General features: G+C 61.9%; 12 protein-coding genes and 4 pseudogenes. 11 read left to right on the forward strand and 5 right to left on the reverse strand.

Annotated features, from left to right (window positions below; translation table 11 throughout):
• Positions 1-57: 57 nt before the first annotated feature.
• Positions 58-2,565, reverse strand: a pseudogene (gene hrpB / locus L0Z65_RS02325) (ATP-dependent helicase HrpB).
• Positions 2,566-2,707: 142 nt separating this feature from the next.
• On the opposite strand from hrpB, the gene meaB reads away from it, so the two are divergent.
• The 5 genes and pseudogenes from meaB to L0Z65_RS02350 all read left to right on the forward strand — a co-directional run bounded on the left by meaB (position 2,708) and on the right by L0Z65_RS02350 (position 6,012).
• Positions 2,708-3,730: a methylmalonyl Co-A mutase-associated GTPase MeaB gene (gene meaB, locus L0Z65_RS02330; RefSeq protein WP_405110405.1), complete on the forward strand. Its 1,023-nt coding sequence runs from the start codon at positions 2,708-2,710 to the stop codon at positions 3,728-3,730.
• Between the two features lie 310 nt (positions 3,731-4,040).
• Positions 4,041-4,331, forward strand: a complete 291-nt coding sequence (gene rpmB / locus L0Z65_RS02335) for a 50S ribosomal protein L28 (protein ID WP_024096446.1) — start codon at positions 4,041-4,043, stop codon at positions 4,329-4,331.
• Between the two features lie 183 nt (positions 4,332-4,514).
• Complete coding sequence (locus L0Z65_RS02340) at positions 4,515-4,871, forward strand: DUF2946 family protein (protein WP_405110408.1); 357 nt, start codon at positions 4,515-4,517, stop codon at positions 4,869-4,871.
• 53 nt (positions 4,872-4,924) lie between these two features.
• A complete protein-coding gene (locus L0Z65_RS02345) occupies positions 4,925-5,395 on the forward strand; it encodes a copper chaperone PCu(A)C (protein WP_040180187.1) in 471 nt (156 codons plus the stop codon).
• A gap of 160 nt (positions 5,396-5,555) precedes the next feature.
• Positions 5,556-6,012 (forward strand): annotated as a pseudogene (locus tag L0Z65_RS02350) (low molecular weight protein-tyrosine-phosphatase).
• Positions 6,013-6,015: 3 nt separating this feature from the next.
• Here the strand turns inward: L0Z65_RS02350 and L0Z65_RS02355 are convergent.
• The 4 genes from L0Z65_RS02355 to L0Z65_RS02370 all read right to left on the reverse strand — a co-directional run bounded on the left by L0Z65_RS02355 (position 6,016) and on the right by L0Z65_RS02370 (position 9,267).
• Positions 6,016-6,981: a LysR family transcriptional regulator gene (locus L0Z65_RS02355; RefSeq protein ID WP_040174015.1), complete on the reverse strand. Its 966-nt coding sequence runs from the start codon at positions 6,979-6,981 to the stop codon at positions 6,016-6,018.
• Between the two features lie 167 nt (positions 6,982-7,148).
• On the reverse strand, positions 7,149-7,460 hold the full coding sequence (locus tag L0Z65_RS02360; RefSeq protein ID WP_014875319.1) for a hypothetical protein: 312 nt from the start codon (positions 7,458-7,460) through the stop codon (positions 7,149-7,151).
• 192 nt (positions 7,461-7,652) lie between these two features.
• Complete coding sequence (locus tag L0Z65_RS02365) at positions 7,653-7,835, reverse strand: hypothetical protein (RefSeq protein WP_096871845.1); 183 nt, start codon at positions 7,833-7,835, stop codon at positions 7,653-7,655.
• 175 nt (positions 7,836-8,010) lie between these two features.
• Positions 8,011-9,267 carry a hypothetical protein gene (locus L0Z65_RS02370; protein ID WP_405110413.1) on the reverse strand — a complete coding sequence of 419 codons (1,257 nt, stop codon included), beginning with the start codon at positions 9,265-9,267 and terminating at the stop codon, positions 8,011-8,013.
• Between L0Z65_RS02370 and lepA the strand changes: the two are divergent.
• From lepA to L0Z65_RS02400, 6 genes and pseudogenes are all read left to right on the forward strand, one after another.
• A pseudogene (lepA, locus tag L0Z65_RS02375) lies at positions 9,214-11,029 on the forward strand (translation elongation factor 4). The gene L0Z65_RS02370 and the pseudogene lepA sit on opposite strands and share 54 nt — an antisense overlap.
• 426 nt (positions 11,030-11,455) lie before the next feature.
• Entirely contained in the window at positions 11,456-12,691 is a 1,236-nt protein-coding gene (locus L0Z65_RS02380; protein WP_405110416.1) for a helix-turn-helix domain-containing protein, read from the forward strand.
• Between the two features lie 609 nt (positions 12,692-13,300).
• Entirely contained in the window at positions 13,301-13,564 is a 264-nt protein-coding gene (locus tag L0Z65_RS02385; RefSeq protein ID WP_405110419.1) for a hypothetical protein, read from the forward strand.
• A gap of 376 nt (positions 13,565-13,940) precedes the next feature.
• Entirely contained in the window at positions 13,941-14,456 is a 516-nt protein-coding gene (locus L0Z65_RS02390; protein WP_096871832.1) for an alkylphosphonate utilization protein, read from the forward strand.
• A gap of 105 nt (positions 14,457-14,561) precedes the next feature.
• Positions 14,562-15,215 carry a protein-L-isoaspartate O-methyltransferase gene (locus L0Z65_RS02395; protein WP_096871830.1) on the forward strand — a complete coding sequence of 218 codons (654 nt, stop codon included), beginning with the start codon at positions 14,562-14,564 and terminating at the stop codon, positions 15,213-15,215.
• A gap of 136 nt (positions 15,216-15,351) precedes the next feature.
• Positions 15,352-16,771, forward strand: a pseudogene (locus L0Z65_RS02400) (TolC family outer membrane protein).
• Positions 16,772-16,817 lie beyond the last annotated feature (46 nt).

The raw sequence follows: 16,817 nt of genomic DNA on the forward strand, positions 1-16,817 counted from the left end.
TCGGTGCAAAATACCGTGAAATTGCGGGGAAATTGCGTGTTTGGGCGTCGTTTTTGCCTATTTGCGCGGTTTGGCCCGCAATGTCGGATCGGCTTGTGTGGGGTCTTCGGGCCAGGGGTGTTTGGGATATTGCGCCCGCATGTCCTTACGCACATCCGCATAAGACCCGGACCAGAAACCGGGCAGGTCGCGGGTGATCTGGATCGGTCGCTGCGCTGCAGCGACAGCAGGGAGACCTTCAGCGCCACGCCACCCACCGTGGGATGGCGGGTGACCCCAAACATCTCCTGCAGCCTGACGGAAATCTCCGGCACTTCCTCTGCGTAATCAATCGGCACCTTGCGCCCCAGTGGCGTGGTGAAATGTGGCGGCGCCATCTGGTCCAGTCGCTGCGTCTGCTCCCAGGTCAGCGCCGTGCGCAGCGCGGGCAGCAGGTCAAAGCGTTTCCAGTCCTCGGCGCTACGGACCCCCTCCAGCATCGGCAGCAACCAGTCTTCCAATGTCGCCAGCAAAGCCTCGTCGCTGAAATCCGGTAGATCCTCGCCATCCGCCTGCAACAATCGCACCCGCGCCACAAACCGCGCAGCGGCGCCGCTCAACCTCAGACCCAGCTCGCGCACCCCTTCCAGCATGGCGGTGGCGATGGCCTCGGCGGGAACATCCTTCCAGATGTGATCCTCCAGCACGATGGCCCCCAGACACTGCTGGCGGCGCGCCACCACCCGACGGTCACGTTTGGACCATGTGCAGGTCTGCTGCGGTGTGATCTGGTCGGCAAATTCGGTGCGCAGTTCCGATAGGGAGATCGGCGTGGCCAGCCGCAGCCTCGCTTCACGCGGGTTGCCGTCACTGTCCAGCCCCACCAGAAACGGGGAGGCGGCAAGGCTGTCCTCCGGTGGCAGCACCGCGCCCTTGCCCCCGGAGAGCACATAGCGTGGCGCATCGCCCTTGCGGCGCTGTCCGATCCGGTCGGGGTAGGCGGCGGCGGCCATCACGGCAGCACTCGCCGAAGCTGAGGGGGTGCCACGAGGGGCCTGCCGCGCCAGTCGCCTGGCCTCGCCTTTGATACGCTCCAGTGTGGGGACATTCAGCTGATAGCTCCGGCGGCGCTGAAACCCTCTGGCATCGCGCAGCGCCTCCAGCCGCAGCGCCAGATCCACCGGCGCACCGCGCAAGGGATCGCGTTCCGCCAGCAGAGCCGCCAGCGGTGCCGCATCAGCGCCAAACCGCGCCAGCATATGCCCCAGACGCGGATGCAGCGGCAGCTTGGTCAGAGCCTTGCCATGGGGGGTGATCCGACCCTCCCCATCCAGCGCGCCCAGCAGCCGCAAGAGCGCCTGCGCCTCCTTCAGCGCGCCGTCCGGCGGTGGCGTGAGAAACGGCAGATCATCCGGAGCCGCCCCCCAAAGCGCCAGTTCCAGCGCCAGTGATGTGAGGTCAGCGGCCTGGATTTCCGGCGGTGGGAAGGCGGCCAGCGCCCCGTCTTCGCCCTTGGTCCACAGCCGGTAGCCGACCCCCGCCGCCACCCGGCTCGGCACGGCCCTGCCTTTGGGTGGCCTCGGCGCGGGTCACACGTTCGGTGACCAGCCGCGACATGCCCGACCCCGGATCAAACCGGCTGCGCCTTGCCAGCCCCATATCCACCACCACGCGAATGTCCTGAATGGTGAGTGAGGTTTCCGCAATGGAGGTCGCCAGCACCACCTTACGCAGCTTTGGGTCGGGCTGGATCGCGGCGCGCTGCTCGGCAAAAGGCAGGGCGCCAAACAGCGGGCGCACCACGCAATCGCCGGGCAGCCGACCAGCCAGCGCGGCAGCGGCTTTGCGGATTTCGCCCTCGCCGGGCAGGAACACCAGAATGCCGCCGCCCTTGGCCTCGGAGCTGCCATTGCCGCCAGATCCTGCGGGTCGAGTCTCCGCCTCGGCGCGTTGCACCAGATCGACCAACGCATCCAGCCGCCGGGGGCCACGTCCGCTGCGGCTGTCCGCTGCCAGCGGCGCCTCCAGCCAGCGCGTCTCCACCGGATAGCTGCGCCCCTCGGAGGTGACCAGCGGCGCCTCCATCAGTGCAGCCACCGGAGCGGCATCCAGTGTCGCCGACATCGCCAGCAGGATCAGATCGTCGCGCAGCGCGCCCGCCACCTCAAGACAGAGCGCCAGACCAAAATCGGCATTAAGGGAGCGTTCGTGGAATTCGTCGAAAATCACCGCGCCAACGCCGGGCAGATCCGGGTCCGATTGCAGCATCCGCGTCAAGATGCCCTCGGTTACCACTTCGATCCGGGTGTCTGCGCTCACCTTCGCTTCACCGCGGATCCGGTAGCCCACGGTCTGCCCGACCGGCTCGCCCAATGTGTCGGCCATGCGCTCGGCGGCGGCGCGCGCGGCCAGTCGGCGCGGCTCCAGCATGAGGATGTGCCTGTCGCACAGCCCCGCTTCCAGCATCGCCAAGGGCACCCGCGTGGTCTTGCCCGCCCCCGGCGGGGCCTGCAGCACGGCGCGTTTCTGGCGCTGTAGCGCGGCAATCAGTTCGGGCAGGGCGTCATCAATGGGCAATCTGGTCATGCTGCCTTATCGCCAATGGCGCGGGTCTGGTCCAGCGCCGACCGCACCGGCTTTGTCCTCCTGCGACGGATGCTCTCTGGACAATCGCGGCCCGGCTGCGCCATCAATGCGCGACAGGCGGATGGGAGCGGGAGAGGCCGATATGTCAGCAACAGACAAACCTAAAGGTGCCACGCGGGGCGCCGTGCCGGATATTGACGATCTGGCCACCTGCATTCTGAATGGCGAACGCCGGGCGCTGGCGCGGGCCATCACGCTGGTCGAAAGCGGACGCGCCGATCACCGCGAGGCCACCACCCGCCTGCTGGACCTGCTGGCCCGCGAAAACCGCCAATCCCTGCGCATCGGCCTGTCCGGCACGCCGGGGGTGGGGAAATCCACCTTTATCGAGAGCTTCGGCATGATGCTGATCGCGGCGGGCCTGCGGGTGGCAGTGCTGGCAGTGGACCCCAGTTCAACCCGCTCCGGCGGGTCCATTCTGGGCGACAAGACCCGGATGGAGCACCTCAGCCGCGAGAAAAACGCCTTCATCCGCCCTTCACCAAGTCAGACACATCTGGGCGGCGTCGGCCGCCGCTCCCGCGAGGCGGTGGCGCTCTGCGAGGCGGCGGGATTTGACGTGGTGCTGATTGAAACCGTCGGGGTCGGGCAGTCCGAAACCGTAGTCTCGGAAATGTCCGACCTGTTCCTCTTGCTGTTGGCCCCGGCGGGGGGCGATGAGTTGCAGGGTGTCAAACGCGGCATTATGGAGATGGCCGACATCATTTTGGTCAACAAGGCGGATGGCGATCTGAAGCCCGCTGCAACCCGCACCTGTGCGGATTATGCCGGGGCTCTGCGCCTTTTGCGCAAACGCCCGCAGGGCCCGGATGGTTATCCCAAGGCGCTGATGGTCTCCGCCGCCACCCGTGACGGGTTGGAGGCCGCTTGGGATGATATGCAGATGCTGGCCGACTGGCGGCGCGAAAACGGCCACTGGCAGCGGCGGCGCGGCGAACAGGCCCGCTACTGGTTCGGCGAAGACGTGCGTCAGGCGCTGCTGGCCCGGCTGGAGACACCCTGGGCGCAAGGCCGTATGGCCGATCTGTCAGAAGAGGTCGCCGAGGGGCGCGTCACCCCGGCGGCGGCAGCCAGGGACCTGCTTGCAGGGCTGGGGGTTGGCTGAGCGGTCTGGCTCCGGGCGCCGGGCGGTTGGCGGGAACGCCACCCATGACGACACCGAAAACCTGCGATCAGCGCTGGATTTCACAGCTGAGGCAGGCTAGAAGGGCGCGAACCTTGGATGCGGGAATGGCCCGTTAGGGGGTGTGCACAGGTTGTCCCATAAAACCGTTTCATATGGCTTGACCCTGCACGCGATTCCTCCTAAACGCATCCAACCAGTTTTCGGGCGCAGCCAATGGCCGCGCCCCTTGTAATTTGGTGCTCGATTCGAACCATGATCAACGGGCGCCCCAGATACGAAGGATGAACCTATGTCGCGCCGTTGCGAACTGACCGGAAAAGGCCCGATGACTGGCAACAATGTCAGCCACGCCAACAACAAAACCAAGCGTCGCTTTCTGCCGAACCTGAACGACGTTACGCTGCAGTCCGAGACACTGAACCGTGGCATCAAGCTGCGCATCTCCGCTGCTGCTCTGCGCACCGTCGACCACCGTGGTGGTCTGGACGCCTTCCTGGCCAAAGCCAAGGACGAAGAGCTGTCCAACACCGCGCTGAAGGTCAAGAAAGAGATCGCCAAGGCACAAGCCGCAGAGGCCTGATCGCCGACCTCCCCGCCCAAGGGCCGGGACAGAGATTTTAAACGCCGTGCATGAGATCATGCGCGGCGTTTTCTTTTGCCGATGCGGCCGTTGGGGCCGGGACCGGCCTGTTGCATGTGCCTTTGCCTGCGTCGCTTTTTCGCCTTGCGGCGGCGAGGTTACAGGCGCATATCTCATCCCGACATGACCTTTCTGCGATCATATCTGGCGCTTGCCCTGATCGCGCTGATGGCTCTCACCGGCGTCAGTGCTCAGGCCGGGATGCGTGATGCGACCGGTCAGATGGTGATCTGCACCGGCACTGGCCCGGTGATGGTTTATATCGACAGGGATGGGCAGCCGGTGTCACCGCCGATGGACTGCCCCGAGTGTCTGACCTTTGTTGCGGATCTGGGCCTGCCCCTGGCGGTCTTTGGGCACAGCACCCTGCCGCAAAAACTGCCGCGAGACATAGTGCAGAGCGCTGAGATACGGACTGTGGTGTGGTTGGCGGCCTTTGCCCGTGGGCCGCCGGAACTGGGACGTTCCCGCGCGGTATGACCGCGCTGTTTCTGACCCAAATTCCAAAGTCTACGTATCAAGGATCAAAGACCATGACCTTCAAGACCACGATCGCCGCCACCTTCGCCGCACTCAGCTTTGCCACTGCGGGGCTCGCGGCTGACGTCACCGTGACGGATTCCTACGCCCGCGTGTCCTCCAAAGCGGCCAAGAGCGGCGCTGCCTTCATGATGATCGAAAACGCCACTGACAGCGATGACCGGCTGATCGACGCGCGCAGCGATGCCGCAAAGCTGGTGCAGCTGCACACCCATAAAGAAGGCGAAAACGGCGTCATGCAGATGCTGCACGTCGAGGAGGGCTTTGCCATTCCCGCAGGCGACACCCATATGCTGCAGCGGGGCGGCGACCACGTGATGCTGATGGGACTGACAAAATCGCTGGAGCATGGCGACGCCATCGACCTGACACTGGTATTCGAGAAGGCCGGTGAGGTCACCGTGACCGTCCCCGTCGATCTTGAGCGCAAGCCCGATCACGGCGCGATGAAACACTCGCATTGATCGACCCGTTGATCAGGGTCTGATCTGACACCTGATCAAACACACTATGGCCAATCCGCGCTCTGCTGCATGGGTTGGCCATTTTCTTTTGCCGCAGTCAGGTTACGATAGATCTCGCAATTGGTGCCGGGTGGCGGTGCAATCTTCAAGGGAGATAATAATGGCGCAAAAGATCCTCTTTGTCTGTCTTGGCAATATCTGCCGCTCGCCCGCTGCTGAGGGTGTGTTTCGCGCCTTATGCCCGGAGGTGGACACCGACAGCGCCAAGCACTGCCAGCTACCACGTGGGGTCACCGCCCTATGGGCCGATGCAGGCCGCCGCCAGCGCGCGCGGGATTGACCTCTCCGACCTGCGCGCACGTCAGTTCGCGCCGCAGGATTTCACCCGGTTTGATCTGATCATCGCAATGGACGGCGACAATCTGGCAGACATTGAGGCGCAGCGCCCCGTGGGCAATACCACATCGGTGCAGCTGTTCACCGATTACGCGCCGGGGCAGGGCGCTGATCACGTCCCCGATCCCTATTACACCCGCGATTTTGAGGGCTGTCTTGATCTGATTGAGAGGGCCGCCGCTGGCTTGACCAAGGCGCTGCGCAACAGCGATGCGGGCTAGGTCTTAGTCTTCCAGCACTTTCAGATCGCCCGCCAGCCAGGGCAGGCGCTGCACGGCAGGATCAATCATATGCCCCTGCACCAGCCGCCGCATGGTCTGCGCCACGTCGCGCGGCACCCGGTCGGCCCAATCGGCGCTGGAAAACAGCGAAATCCGCCGCGAAAACGCGCCAAAAGGCAGCGGGAAAGCCTCAATCTCATCGTGGAACCGCGCTGCCCGCATATAGCCCAGCGGCGTGGTGATCGCCCAGCCAATCCGACGCGCCACCAGCGCCATCAGCGACAGGTGGGAGCCGATCTCAAACCGTTCTTCAAACAGCAGTTTTTGCCGCGCCAGATGCGCCTCGATCTGCTGTGAGATCAACTGGCTGCCCTCGTAGCGCAGAAACGGCAGCGCGTTGAGGATATCCTGTTCTGCCTCTGGCTTGCGCAGCATCCCACGCGGCGCCACCAGCATGAAGGGATCCTGCACTAGCGGGTATTCGGTGATCCCCTCGCGCAGGGCGCCAGAGGTGGCCGCCACCGCGATATGCAGCTCGCGCGCGTCCAGCGCGTCCAGAATGTCGTGGCTGGAGGCGGTGATCATCTTGAAGCGGCAATTGACCAGGCTTTCGGCCAGAGTGGTCGCCAGACGCGGGGTCAGATCATTGTCGAAATCGTCAATCAGCCCGATGGACAGCGTCGACAGGTGGTTGAGGTCAACCACGCTCAATTCGCTCTGTGCCAGCCGCAGTTCCGTCAGCACCGCCTCTGTTCTGGCCAGAAAATTGCGCCCGGCAGGCGTCAACACCATCGGGCGGCGGCCATGGTTGACCAGCTCCGCCCCCAGCGCGCTTTCCAGATTGCGCAGCTGCTGGCTGACCGCAGGCTGGCTCAACCCGGTGAGCGCGGCGGTCTGCGCCACGGATCCGGTTTTTGCCAGCGCTTCGAACACTTCAAGCCCGCGCAGCGTCACCCCTTTCATCAACATATCTGCGGTCCTGCCTGATGTTGCGGGCGCGGTTCTGCGTCCCGTCGATGGGAAAGGGGAGGGGCGATGCGGATCGTCTACTCGGCTGCGGTCCGCGTTGGCGTCTTATGCGATTTCATCCGGGCAGAGGGGGAGGTGCGCTATTGCACCAACCCTGCCAAGTCGGATCAGCTGCAGACGCGTGCGGCATTCTCGCCAAAGGATTTGTAGCGCTTCCACAGCCGTTCATCCGAGCTGCGGCTCGACTGGCGCACCACTTGTGCCTGATGCGGATCGCTGAACCATTTGGAGACGGTCTTGCGCTCACTGCGGTTGAGGCTGGCGTTGGCCACCGACTGAATGCAGCGACACAGCGAGGGTGAGGCGGCGGTGCGGTCCGACTGGCGGCAGGCTTTCTCGATCGCGCCGGCACCGGCGGGGGCAGGCATCACCCCGGTGATCATCACGGCGCATAGCGTGGCGGTCAGCAGTAGCTTCATCTTCATTGTCCCTAGAAATCTGCAAGTGCTCTGATCTGAGCGGGTCTATCGCCCGCGCTTGCCGGGACTATGCCGCAAGCGGCGGGGGCTTTCAATCTAGGTAAACAGGGGGTTGAGCCTCGGCGGAAACCCGCCAATGGGGGTATCCCAGTTTTTGGAGCAGGGGCGCTGACAGGGCCAGCACCCCTCCGGTCAGGACTGGTTTGGCCCACGCAGGGACAGGAGCATCTGGCGCACGGACTTCCAGTCCTCGGCCTCCGCAGTCTTGCCAGCCTCCTGACAGCGCCGCATTTTCTGCGCCACTTCGGCCACAGCCTTGTCGCCATGCGCCGAGTAAAGCGCACGGGCATATTCAGCACTTCTGATCGCATCCATATCAAAATCCTCCTGAGCAGTGGGATCCCCCGCAGCGGGGGCGCGCGTCTCGCGGAATAGCCGCAGTATAGCGCATTTTTAGCCCTCCCGCAGGAGGCCGGGTGAATTTGCGGTGTTTTGGCGAGGATGCGCTGAGGCGCGTGCCTGACCCTTGAGGCCGGGTGGAAGAGTTATTTCAGCCGGGCGGCAGCGTTTTGACAAAGGCCCAAATGGCTTTGGCAACCGATTGCACGCTTTCTGTCTGCGCAGTGACAGTCACTGCGGTTGCTCCAGCGGTCCATTTGGCCCCGGCCTTTGCCAGTTCTTTGGATCCTTCGCGGATCATGCCGTCTGCAACCGATCCGCAGTAAGCCGCCAAGCGCCGTGAAATATCCCAGAGAACCTCGGCGATTTTTTCCAGGTGCGAAGGGGAGGGGGATGGCTTTGCAATTTCCTCCTCCAGCTTCTCAACCTGTTTCCAGATCAGCGCAAGGTCGGTTTGAAAAGCACGCGCCGGGGCGTCCTCCAGCGGTGGCCCGCCATTGTCGCCGATCAAAGAGGCTGCGGGAGTATCCTGAACGATTGCCAACTGCTTCTTTAGGTTGGCAATTTCCTGTTCCAACTCGTAGCGGCTGCGGATGCGATCAATCTCGGCAGCGACGGCTTCGGGGCCTGCGTCCCAGGTCGCACCGTTGATCAACGCAATGCGGCGCTGGAGTTCCCAGTCGAGCGGTTTGCCATCGAGGAAACCTTGGTACCATTCGCGCCAGAAAACCCACGGAGAATTGGGGGCCTGTGCCATGTTACGCAGGATTTCCCATCCGTCTTTTGAGCCAGTGAACATAGGAGTAAGGTTGGATGTAGGAGGCATGTCCTCAGCGATCCCGTCGCGAACTAGTATTTCCTCGGCACGTAGAAATATTAGAAGTTCATCATCTTCGACGAATGCGGATACGGAATCCAAGATGTCTTCCAATCTCGCCAGAGCTGGTTGGCGTCGTCCTCTCGACTTCGCGAACTGGGTGCAACTTAAGAGTATTGACCTGTATGAGCTGTCTACAGTTTCAAGCTCGCGTTCAGGTGATCGGGCGCGAAACCCACGCTTGGTCTTGTGCTCCCCAATGGAGTGGTAGGCATTGTATGTCGCCAGAAGTGCTGCTCGTGTGGCCTGTAGTCGAAAATCTTCGATACGTAGTCTGTCAACGTCGTTTGCGGAAGCAGAAAAGATTCTTGGCCATACACGCATGGCCATCCGCCATCCGAGCAGTCGGATAAGCGATGCATCTTGGGTAGGCATTTCACAGTCTAAAAATTCTTGAATGTTATCTGGCAGCATAATGTTCCCTTGGGCAATCATCCAATCTTGACCAAACCCTAAAACCAAATCATATCCCCTTGCATGACAGACCTCGCTCACATCCGCAATTTCTCCATCGTCGCGCATATCGACCATGGCAAATCCACCCTCGCTGACCGGCTCATTCAGGAGACCGGAACGGTTGAGGACCGCGATATGAAGGAGCAGCTGCTCGACTCCATGGATATCGAGCGCGAGCGCGGCATCACCATCAAGGCCAACACCGTCCGCATCGACTACACCGCCGACGACGGTGAGACCTATGTGCTCAACCTGATCGACACCCCCGGTCACGTCGATTTCGCCTATGAGGTCTCCCGCTCCATGCGCGCGGTTGAAGGCTCGCTTCTGGTGGTCGACAGCTCGCAAGGGGTGGAGGCGCAGACGCTGGCCAATGTCTACCACGCGCTGGACGCGGACCATGAAATCGTGCCCGTCCTGAACAAGATCGACCTGCCGGCCTCCGACTGTGACCGCGTCGCCGAACAGATCGAGGATGTCATCGGCATCGACGCCTCCGAGGCGATTCAGGTCTCCGCCAAGACCGGCCAGGGCATCCGCGACACGCTGGAGGCCATTGTCCAGCAGCTCCCGGCGCCCACCGGCACCCGCGATGCGCCGCTGAAGGCGATGCTGGTGGACAGCTGGTATGACGCCTACCTCGGCGTGATCGTTCTGGTGCGGATCATGGATGGCGTGCTGAAAAAGGGCATGCGGGTGAAGTTCATGTCGAACAACACCCTGCACCATGTGGACCGTATCGGCGTGTTCCGCCCCGCGATGCAGGTGGTGGATGAGCTGGCGCCGGGCGAAATCGGCTTCCTCACCGCCTCGATCAAGCAGGTGCGCGACACCCGCGTCGGCGACACCATCACCAATGACCGCAACGGCACCGAGGTGGCGCTGCCGGGCTTCAAACCTGCGCAGCCCGTGGTGTTCTGCGGCTTGTTCCCGGTCGATTCAGCTGAATTCGAGGACCTGCGCGACGCCATCGACAAGCTGGCGCTGAACGACGCGTCGTTCAGCTTTGAAATGGAAACCTCTGCCGCCCTCGGCTTTGGCTTCCGCTGCGGCTTCCTCGGCCTCCTGCACCTTGAGGTGATCCGCGACCGGATTGAGCGCGAATATAACATTGAACTGATCACCACTGCGCCCTCCGTGGTCTACCATGTCTATATGAAGGGCAAGGACGGCGAAGCGGGCGAGATGATGGACCTGCACAACCCCGCCGATATGCCCGACATGTCGAAGGTCGACCACATCCAGGAACCCCGCATCAAGGCGACCATTCTGGTGCCGGATGAGTATCTCGGCGATGTGCTGAAGCTCTGCCAGGACCGTCGTGGCATTCAGGAAGACCTGACCTATGCCGGTTCCCGCGCCATGGTGGTCTATGACCTGCCGCTGAACGAGGTGGTGTTTGATTTCTACGACCGGCTGAAATCGGTGACCAAGGGCTATGCCTCCTTCGACTATCAGATGACCGGCTACCGCGAGGACGCGCTGGTGAAGATGTCGGTGCTGGTCAACGACGAGCCGGTGGATGCGTTGTCGATGATGGTGCACCGCGACCGGGCGGAGATGCGGGGCCGCGCCATGTGCGAAAAGCTCAAGCGACCTGATCCCGCGCCACATGTTCAAGATCCCGATCCAGGCCGCCATCGGCGGCAAGGTGATCGCCCGCGAAACCCTCTCCGCCCTGCGCAAGGACGTGACCGCCAAATGCTACGGCGGCGACGCCACGCGTAAGCGGAAGCTCTTGGACAAGCAGAAAGCGGGCAAGAAGAAAATGCGCCAGTTCGGCAAGGTGGATATCCCGCAAGAGGCGTTCATTTCCGCCCTCAAAATGGACAGCTAAAGCTGGCCATTTTGAGGGAGGGCGGGCGAAAGCGGTTGGCAAAGCCAATTGCGTGCCCGCACCCTGGCAATGACGCGGTGACTATGCGACACCTTCAAACGCATGCAAAACGGGGCCGTGGCCCCGTTTTTTGTTTCGACGATTGCCACTGTCCCGCCCGGCCGAGAGGCCGGGCAGCGCCCGACCCTCCCGTCAAACCGCAGGTTTGCCTTTGGCAAACGGGGGAGGGCGCTTCGCACCCACCCAGGGTCGGGCGCTACCCTGTGGCTTTTCGGAAGAGAGGCCCGGGGTAAGAGTATAGTAGCTAGTTCTGATTTCTGGCTTCATTAGATCTTCTGACGCAAAAAGCATTTTAGCACTTCACGGTCTTGTGAAACGGCTCTATCGGCCCAATATAAGCACTTAACCATTCGAGGTGTGAAATACGTGAAAAGAAGTGAATACTCACCTAAAGAGCTGAGAGTTAGGGCGGTAAATCAGGTCGTGGACCTGCTGGATGAGTTTATAGAGAGAATGCCTGCGCAATTTGATCGCAGGTTGTTTTTGGAACTTCGTAATAGAACTTTTTCTCAAGCTGAATGGGCCGCCGCTGCAGGAGTAGCTCAAGGCACCATTGGTAACTGGGAGCGAGGATACACCTCACCCACAGGTACTTACCGGCACTCGCTCAAGCGGGCAGCGGTGATGCTTCGAGGTGCATTCATCGCGCGGCACACAGACGATTTAGCGTCAAGTCACTCGCTTTTTGACCCTATTGCAACTAGTGACCAACTTCAGAAGTCCATCTTGCGCGCTGCTCTTACGGACTTTGAGTTTGATTCAACAAGCAACCAAATCATCCCTGTGCCGTTTGCTTCTGATTGTGTGAAATCAAACATTCAAGAGATTGAGGCAGACAGGGAAAACCTTATTGCGTCTCTGGTTCAACAAGCAGATTCCTTGCTTGAGGATCTTGATAGCGGTGCGAATGCTCCGACCGGAAAGGTTAGAAAATACCTTGAAAGGTACAAGTCTGCAGCGGAACAGGGGGCTCCTAACCCCAGGCTGCTAAACCGCTTTGGGCAGATAATCTCGCGTTCGATCAACGAGGAGGATTTCAGTTCAGCGTTGAATGATGTGGACAACGCAGCGCTCCAAGGGTTTGCAAGTGACCACATGGAGCTGATGAGGCTTTACTTTAGAGAAGCTCTGGCTAGGTCGCAGGAAATCGAGGCATCCGAGATCTCAGACGAAACTGAGATCGACGATGGCACTCAGTTTGTTGAAATTGCAACCCTTATGGACAAGGCGCAAGCAGAAACTGGCGCGCCCCTTGTTAACAAGGACATTCCCACCATTTTGCGTGATATCGCTCAGGAAATGAGAGATATCTCGGATGCTATTGCGTTTTCGGTTGATCCGGCTCGGCTTAAGGTCTTGTCTAGAAGGCGGGCACAAGCTTTTAAAACTGGATCAGTTTATGTAGGAAGGTTTGTCTTCTTCGGTGCCTTGATGTCTGCGGTTTCAGACGGGGGCGTTATGTCGATTTCTGGATCACTCGCCTCCATTCTGGGTGTTATAGAAGTCGCCGTTCCGGGAACTATTCGCGGACAATATGAAAAACTCCGTCAAAGGTTTCCCATACTGCCAGCTCTTCCGGAGGTCAAAAGCGAAAAGAGCTAGACGTGCTCTGTTATCGCAATTTTCCGCATCCAAAAGCGCCCGACCCTCCCGTCAAACCGCAGGTTTGTCTTTGGCAAACGGGCGAGGGCGCTCGCACCCACCCATGGCCAGACACGCCCCCTCTGCGGTGTCACACGACCCTGGCGAGCCAACAAAAAAAACCGCCCAACCCCTCGGGCCAGACGGTTCCTCTCTTCCCTTCAACCCCAACGAAATCAGAGGCTGTTCTGCACGTCCTGTGCGGCGCCGCTGATCGCCTGGCTTAGCTTTGGAAATGTCGCGGCCTGCGCCTTTGGTGGTTTCGCAGGCGGTCAGGCCAAACAGCGCGCCGGTGAGGGCAAGCGTGGTGAGGGTGGTTCGGATCATCTCATATCTCCCGTGGTCGATCTTGCCCAACAGATAGCAAGGCGGACTGAGCCGTTCCAGTGGTTTGCGGGGCGATATATCGGCGGCATTTTCACGACTGCCATCGCGCTGGACCCCATCGCCGACACTGACCCCATCCCCCATATCCAGCGAGTACCACTTTGGGATAAAACCGCATAGGTTGAGTCGGGCCGATAAAATTTCGTCAGCAAAACCTGTCACCGATCCGGGGAGGACCTCTGAATGAACCACGCCGCTCAAAAGGACATACTGACACATTTGCGCAAGGGCCTGCCAGCCGTTGGCGCGCCGATCACTGCTGAGGCCACTGTGGTGCCGCTGGCGCCCCGGCGCGCAAGCCCGGCCATGGCGCAGCCGTCCGAGGCCGTGCTCAGCCGCAAATGGCTGGAGCTGCGCCGCGATATCGACTGTGCCCTGGCCCGTCTGGATGAGGGCCCTATGGCTATTGTCAGATCTGCGGCGATCGGATCTGCGACAGCCATCTGAGTGCGCATCCAACCACGGCGTTCTGCGCGTCCTGCGCGGGCTGACGGCGCCGCGTTATTGCAGGGCTGGCGTGTTGCGGGATTGGCGCGTTGTGGGACTGGCGCCTCCAACCAGTGCCCGCAACATCCTCCAGCGCCGACGCAGGCCCTGCCAAGGCAAGCCCCTGCCAACGCAAGTCCCAGGCCAACGCAGCCCCCGGCAGGCCCAATCCTCCGCAAGCCCAATCCCCTGTGGATCCGCAGCACATCTCCGCGCTGCATCCCAACTCCGCCCGCGCCTCCACGCGGGCGCTTTTCTTTTTGACGGTTTTCATTGTCGGCCCGCTCCCCTACAGCAGAACCATCCTGTTCTGACCTGCCCCGATGGAGCTTTGCCGATGTCCTGCGCCCTATGTGCTGCCGAAACCCCGCTGGTGTCTTATGAGGTGACCGGCGCCCCCGATGGCCAGTCCCCGGAGGTGGCGCTTTGCGAGATTTGCGCGGAACAGGTGGCCGGGGACCTTGATCCCAATCACATGCGCTGCCTGTCCTCGGCGATGTGGTCCGAAACCCCGGCGGTTCAGGTGCTGGCGGCCCGGCTGCTGGCGCGGCTGGCGGATCACGACTGGGCGCGCGACCTGGCCGAGCAGCTCTGGCTGGAGGATGAGACCCGCGCCTGGGTCGAGGCGGCACCGGCCACCAGCGCCCACCGCGACAGCAATGGCGCGCCGCTGGCGCAGGGCGATTCCGTTGTGCTGATCAAGGATCTGCCAGTGAAGGGCGCAGGCTTCACCGCCAAGCGCGGTACGGCTGTCCGCAACATCTCCCTCGTTGCCGACAATCCCGAACATATCGAAGGTCGGGTTGATGGGCAGCGCATCGTCATCCTCACCAAATTTGTGAAAAAGAAATAGGCGACCCAGTCGCCACAGGGCCGCAGAAATGCGCGCCCGCCCGTTGCCGCTCTGTCCCGGATGTGGCACAACCGGATCAACTGACTGAACAGATGAGTTTAGCATATGACTGACTTTGCCGAACGTCGCCGCATGATGGTCGACACGCAGATCCGCCCGTCGGATGTCACCAAATTCCCGATCATCGAAGCCATGCTGGCGGTGCCGCGCGAAGCCTTTGTGGCGGATGCGCAGCGCGAAGCGGCCTATGCCGATGGCAATCTGGATCTCGGCCCCGGTCGCGTGCTGCTTGAGCCGCGCACCCTGGCCAAGATCCTTGATGCGATTGACGTGCAGCCGGATGAGCTGGTGCTCGATGTGGCCTGTGGTCTGGGCTATTCCACCGCAGTGATCGCCCGCGTCGCCCAGATGGTGATCGGCGTGGAGGCGGATGAGTCCATGGCCGCTGAGGCGCAGGACCAGCTGTCGGCGGTTGGCGCCGACAACGCCATTGTCCACACGGGCGCGCTGGAGGCGGGAGCCGCCGAACATGGCCCCTATGATGTGATGATCATCGAGGGCGGCGTGGAAACCGTGCCGGAGGGGCTGCTGGATCAGCTGAAGGACGGCGGTCGTGTCGCCGCGATCTTCATGTCCGGCCCACTGGGAGAGGTCAAAGTCGGCTATAAGAGCGGCGGCCAGATCTCCTGGCGGCTGGCGTTTAATGCCGGTGCTCCGGTGCTGCCCGGTTTTGCGGCGGCAGAGGAATTCGCTCTCTGATCCGCAGGGGGTTTACCTTCAATCCGCGCGGATCCTGATCGGCGCGGATTACAACAGACGGGCGCCTGACATTTCGCAGCGCCAGAGAGCAGAACGGCACTGCCGCGTCGGTGGGCCGGACCACATGAGGCTAAAGATGCGCAATAAACTGACGGCAAACCTGTTCAAGGCCTTCGTCTTCGCCGGAAGCGCAGCATTGCTGCTCGGCGCCCCGAAACAGGCCGCCGCCGATAATCTCTCCGATGCGATGATCGGCGCTTACAACACCAGTGGCCTGCTGGAACAAAACCGCGCATTGCTGCGGGTACAGGATGAAAATGTGGCGGCGGCTGTTGCCCGTTTGCGGCCGGTTGTCGACTGGGTCACGCAGGCGGAACGTCGGTATGTTCGCACCGGGTTTGGCAACTTTGCGGTCTCCAACCACGATTCGTCGATTTCAACCGGACTGGATCTCACCTGGTTGCTGTTCGATAACGGGGTCTCCCGCCTGAACCAGATGGCCGCACAGGAAACCGTTCTGGCCACGCGTCAGGCATTGATCGACATTGAACAGCAGGTGTTGTTCGCGGCGGTTCAGGCCTATGTCAATGTGCTGCTGCAGCAGGATACGGTGTCATTGCGCAGCAACAACCTGCGTCTCCTGCGGGAGGAACTGCGTGCCGCCAATGACCGGTTCGAAGTCGGCGAGGTCACTCGGACCGATGTCGCCCTCGCGGAGAGCCGGGTTGCGGGCGCGCAGGCCAGCCTGATCGAAAGTCAGGGCGATCTGCTCAATGCAAAAGCAACCTATGTCCAGGCCGTCGGCCGGGAGCCGGGGACAATTGCGGGCCAGCCGCCGCTGCCGCAACGGGTCGCCTCGTTGCAGTCCGCAGAAGCCATTGCCATGCGCAATCATCCCAGCCTGCTGACACAGCAGCACGCGGTCAAAGCTGCCGATCTGAGCGCTCAGAGCGCTTGGCCGTGGCCTTGGCCCGACAGTGAACCTCCGCGCCAGCGCGGCCCACGGTGAAGACCCCAGCGGCTCCGGCACAAGTGACACGTCAAGCGCAAGCATTGTGCTCAGCCAGCGTCTTTATGCAGGCGGGGCAGTGGCTGCGGCCCGGCGCGCCAGTATCGCCCGCCTTCAGGCCGAACGCGGCGCATTGATCACCACCCAGCGCAGTGTGGTGCAGGACGTCTCCGAGGCCTTCGTGGTGCTGGAAGCCGCGCGCGCCAGCCTTGTCTCCTCCAACGAACAGGTCCGCGCCGCGCGCGTCGCCTTTGATGGTATCCGCGAGGAGGCCACGTTGGGCGCCCGCACCACGCTGGATGTGCTGGAGGCAGAACAAGAGCTGCTGAACGCCCAGACCGCCCGTGTTCAGTCGCGCGCCAATCAGGCCCTCGCAGCCTATGCGCTGTTGCAGGCGCAGGGGCTGCTGACCGCAGAACACCTTGGTCTGGCTGTGGAAATCTACGATCCGACGCTGTATTACAATCTGGTGAAGGACGCTCCGGCCCATGTCAGCCAGCGCAGCAAGGATCTGGACCGGGTCATGCGCGCTCTGGGCAAGAACTGAGGCCCGGTTGACCACCAATTGGAGGCCCGCCAGTGCGGGCCTTCCT

This window comes from Phaeobacter sp. BS52, from assembly GCF_045040595.1.
In the GTDB taxonomy this organism is placed as follows: domain Bacteria; phylum Pseudomonadota; class Alphaproteobacteria; order Rhodobacterales; family Rhodobacteraceae; genus Phaeobacter; species Phaeobacter piscinae.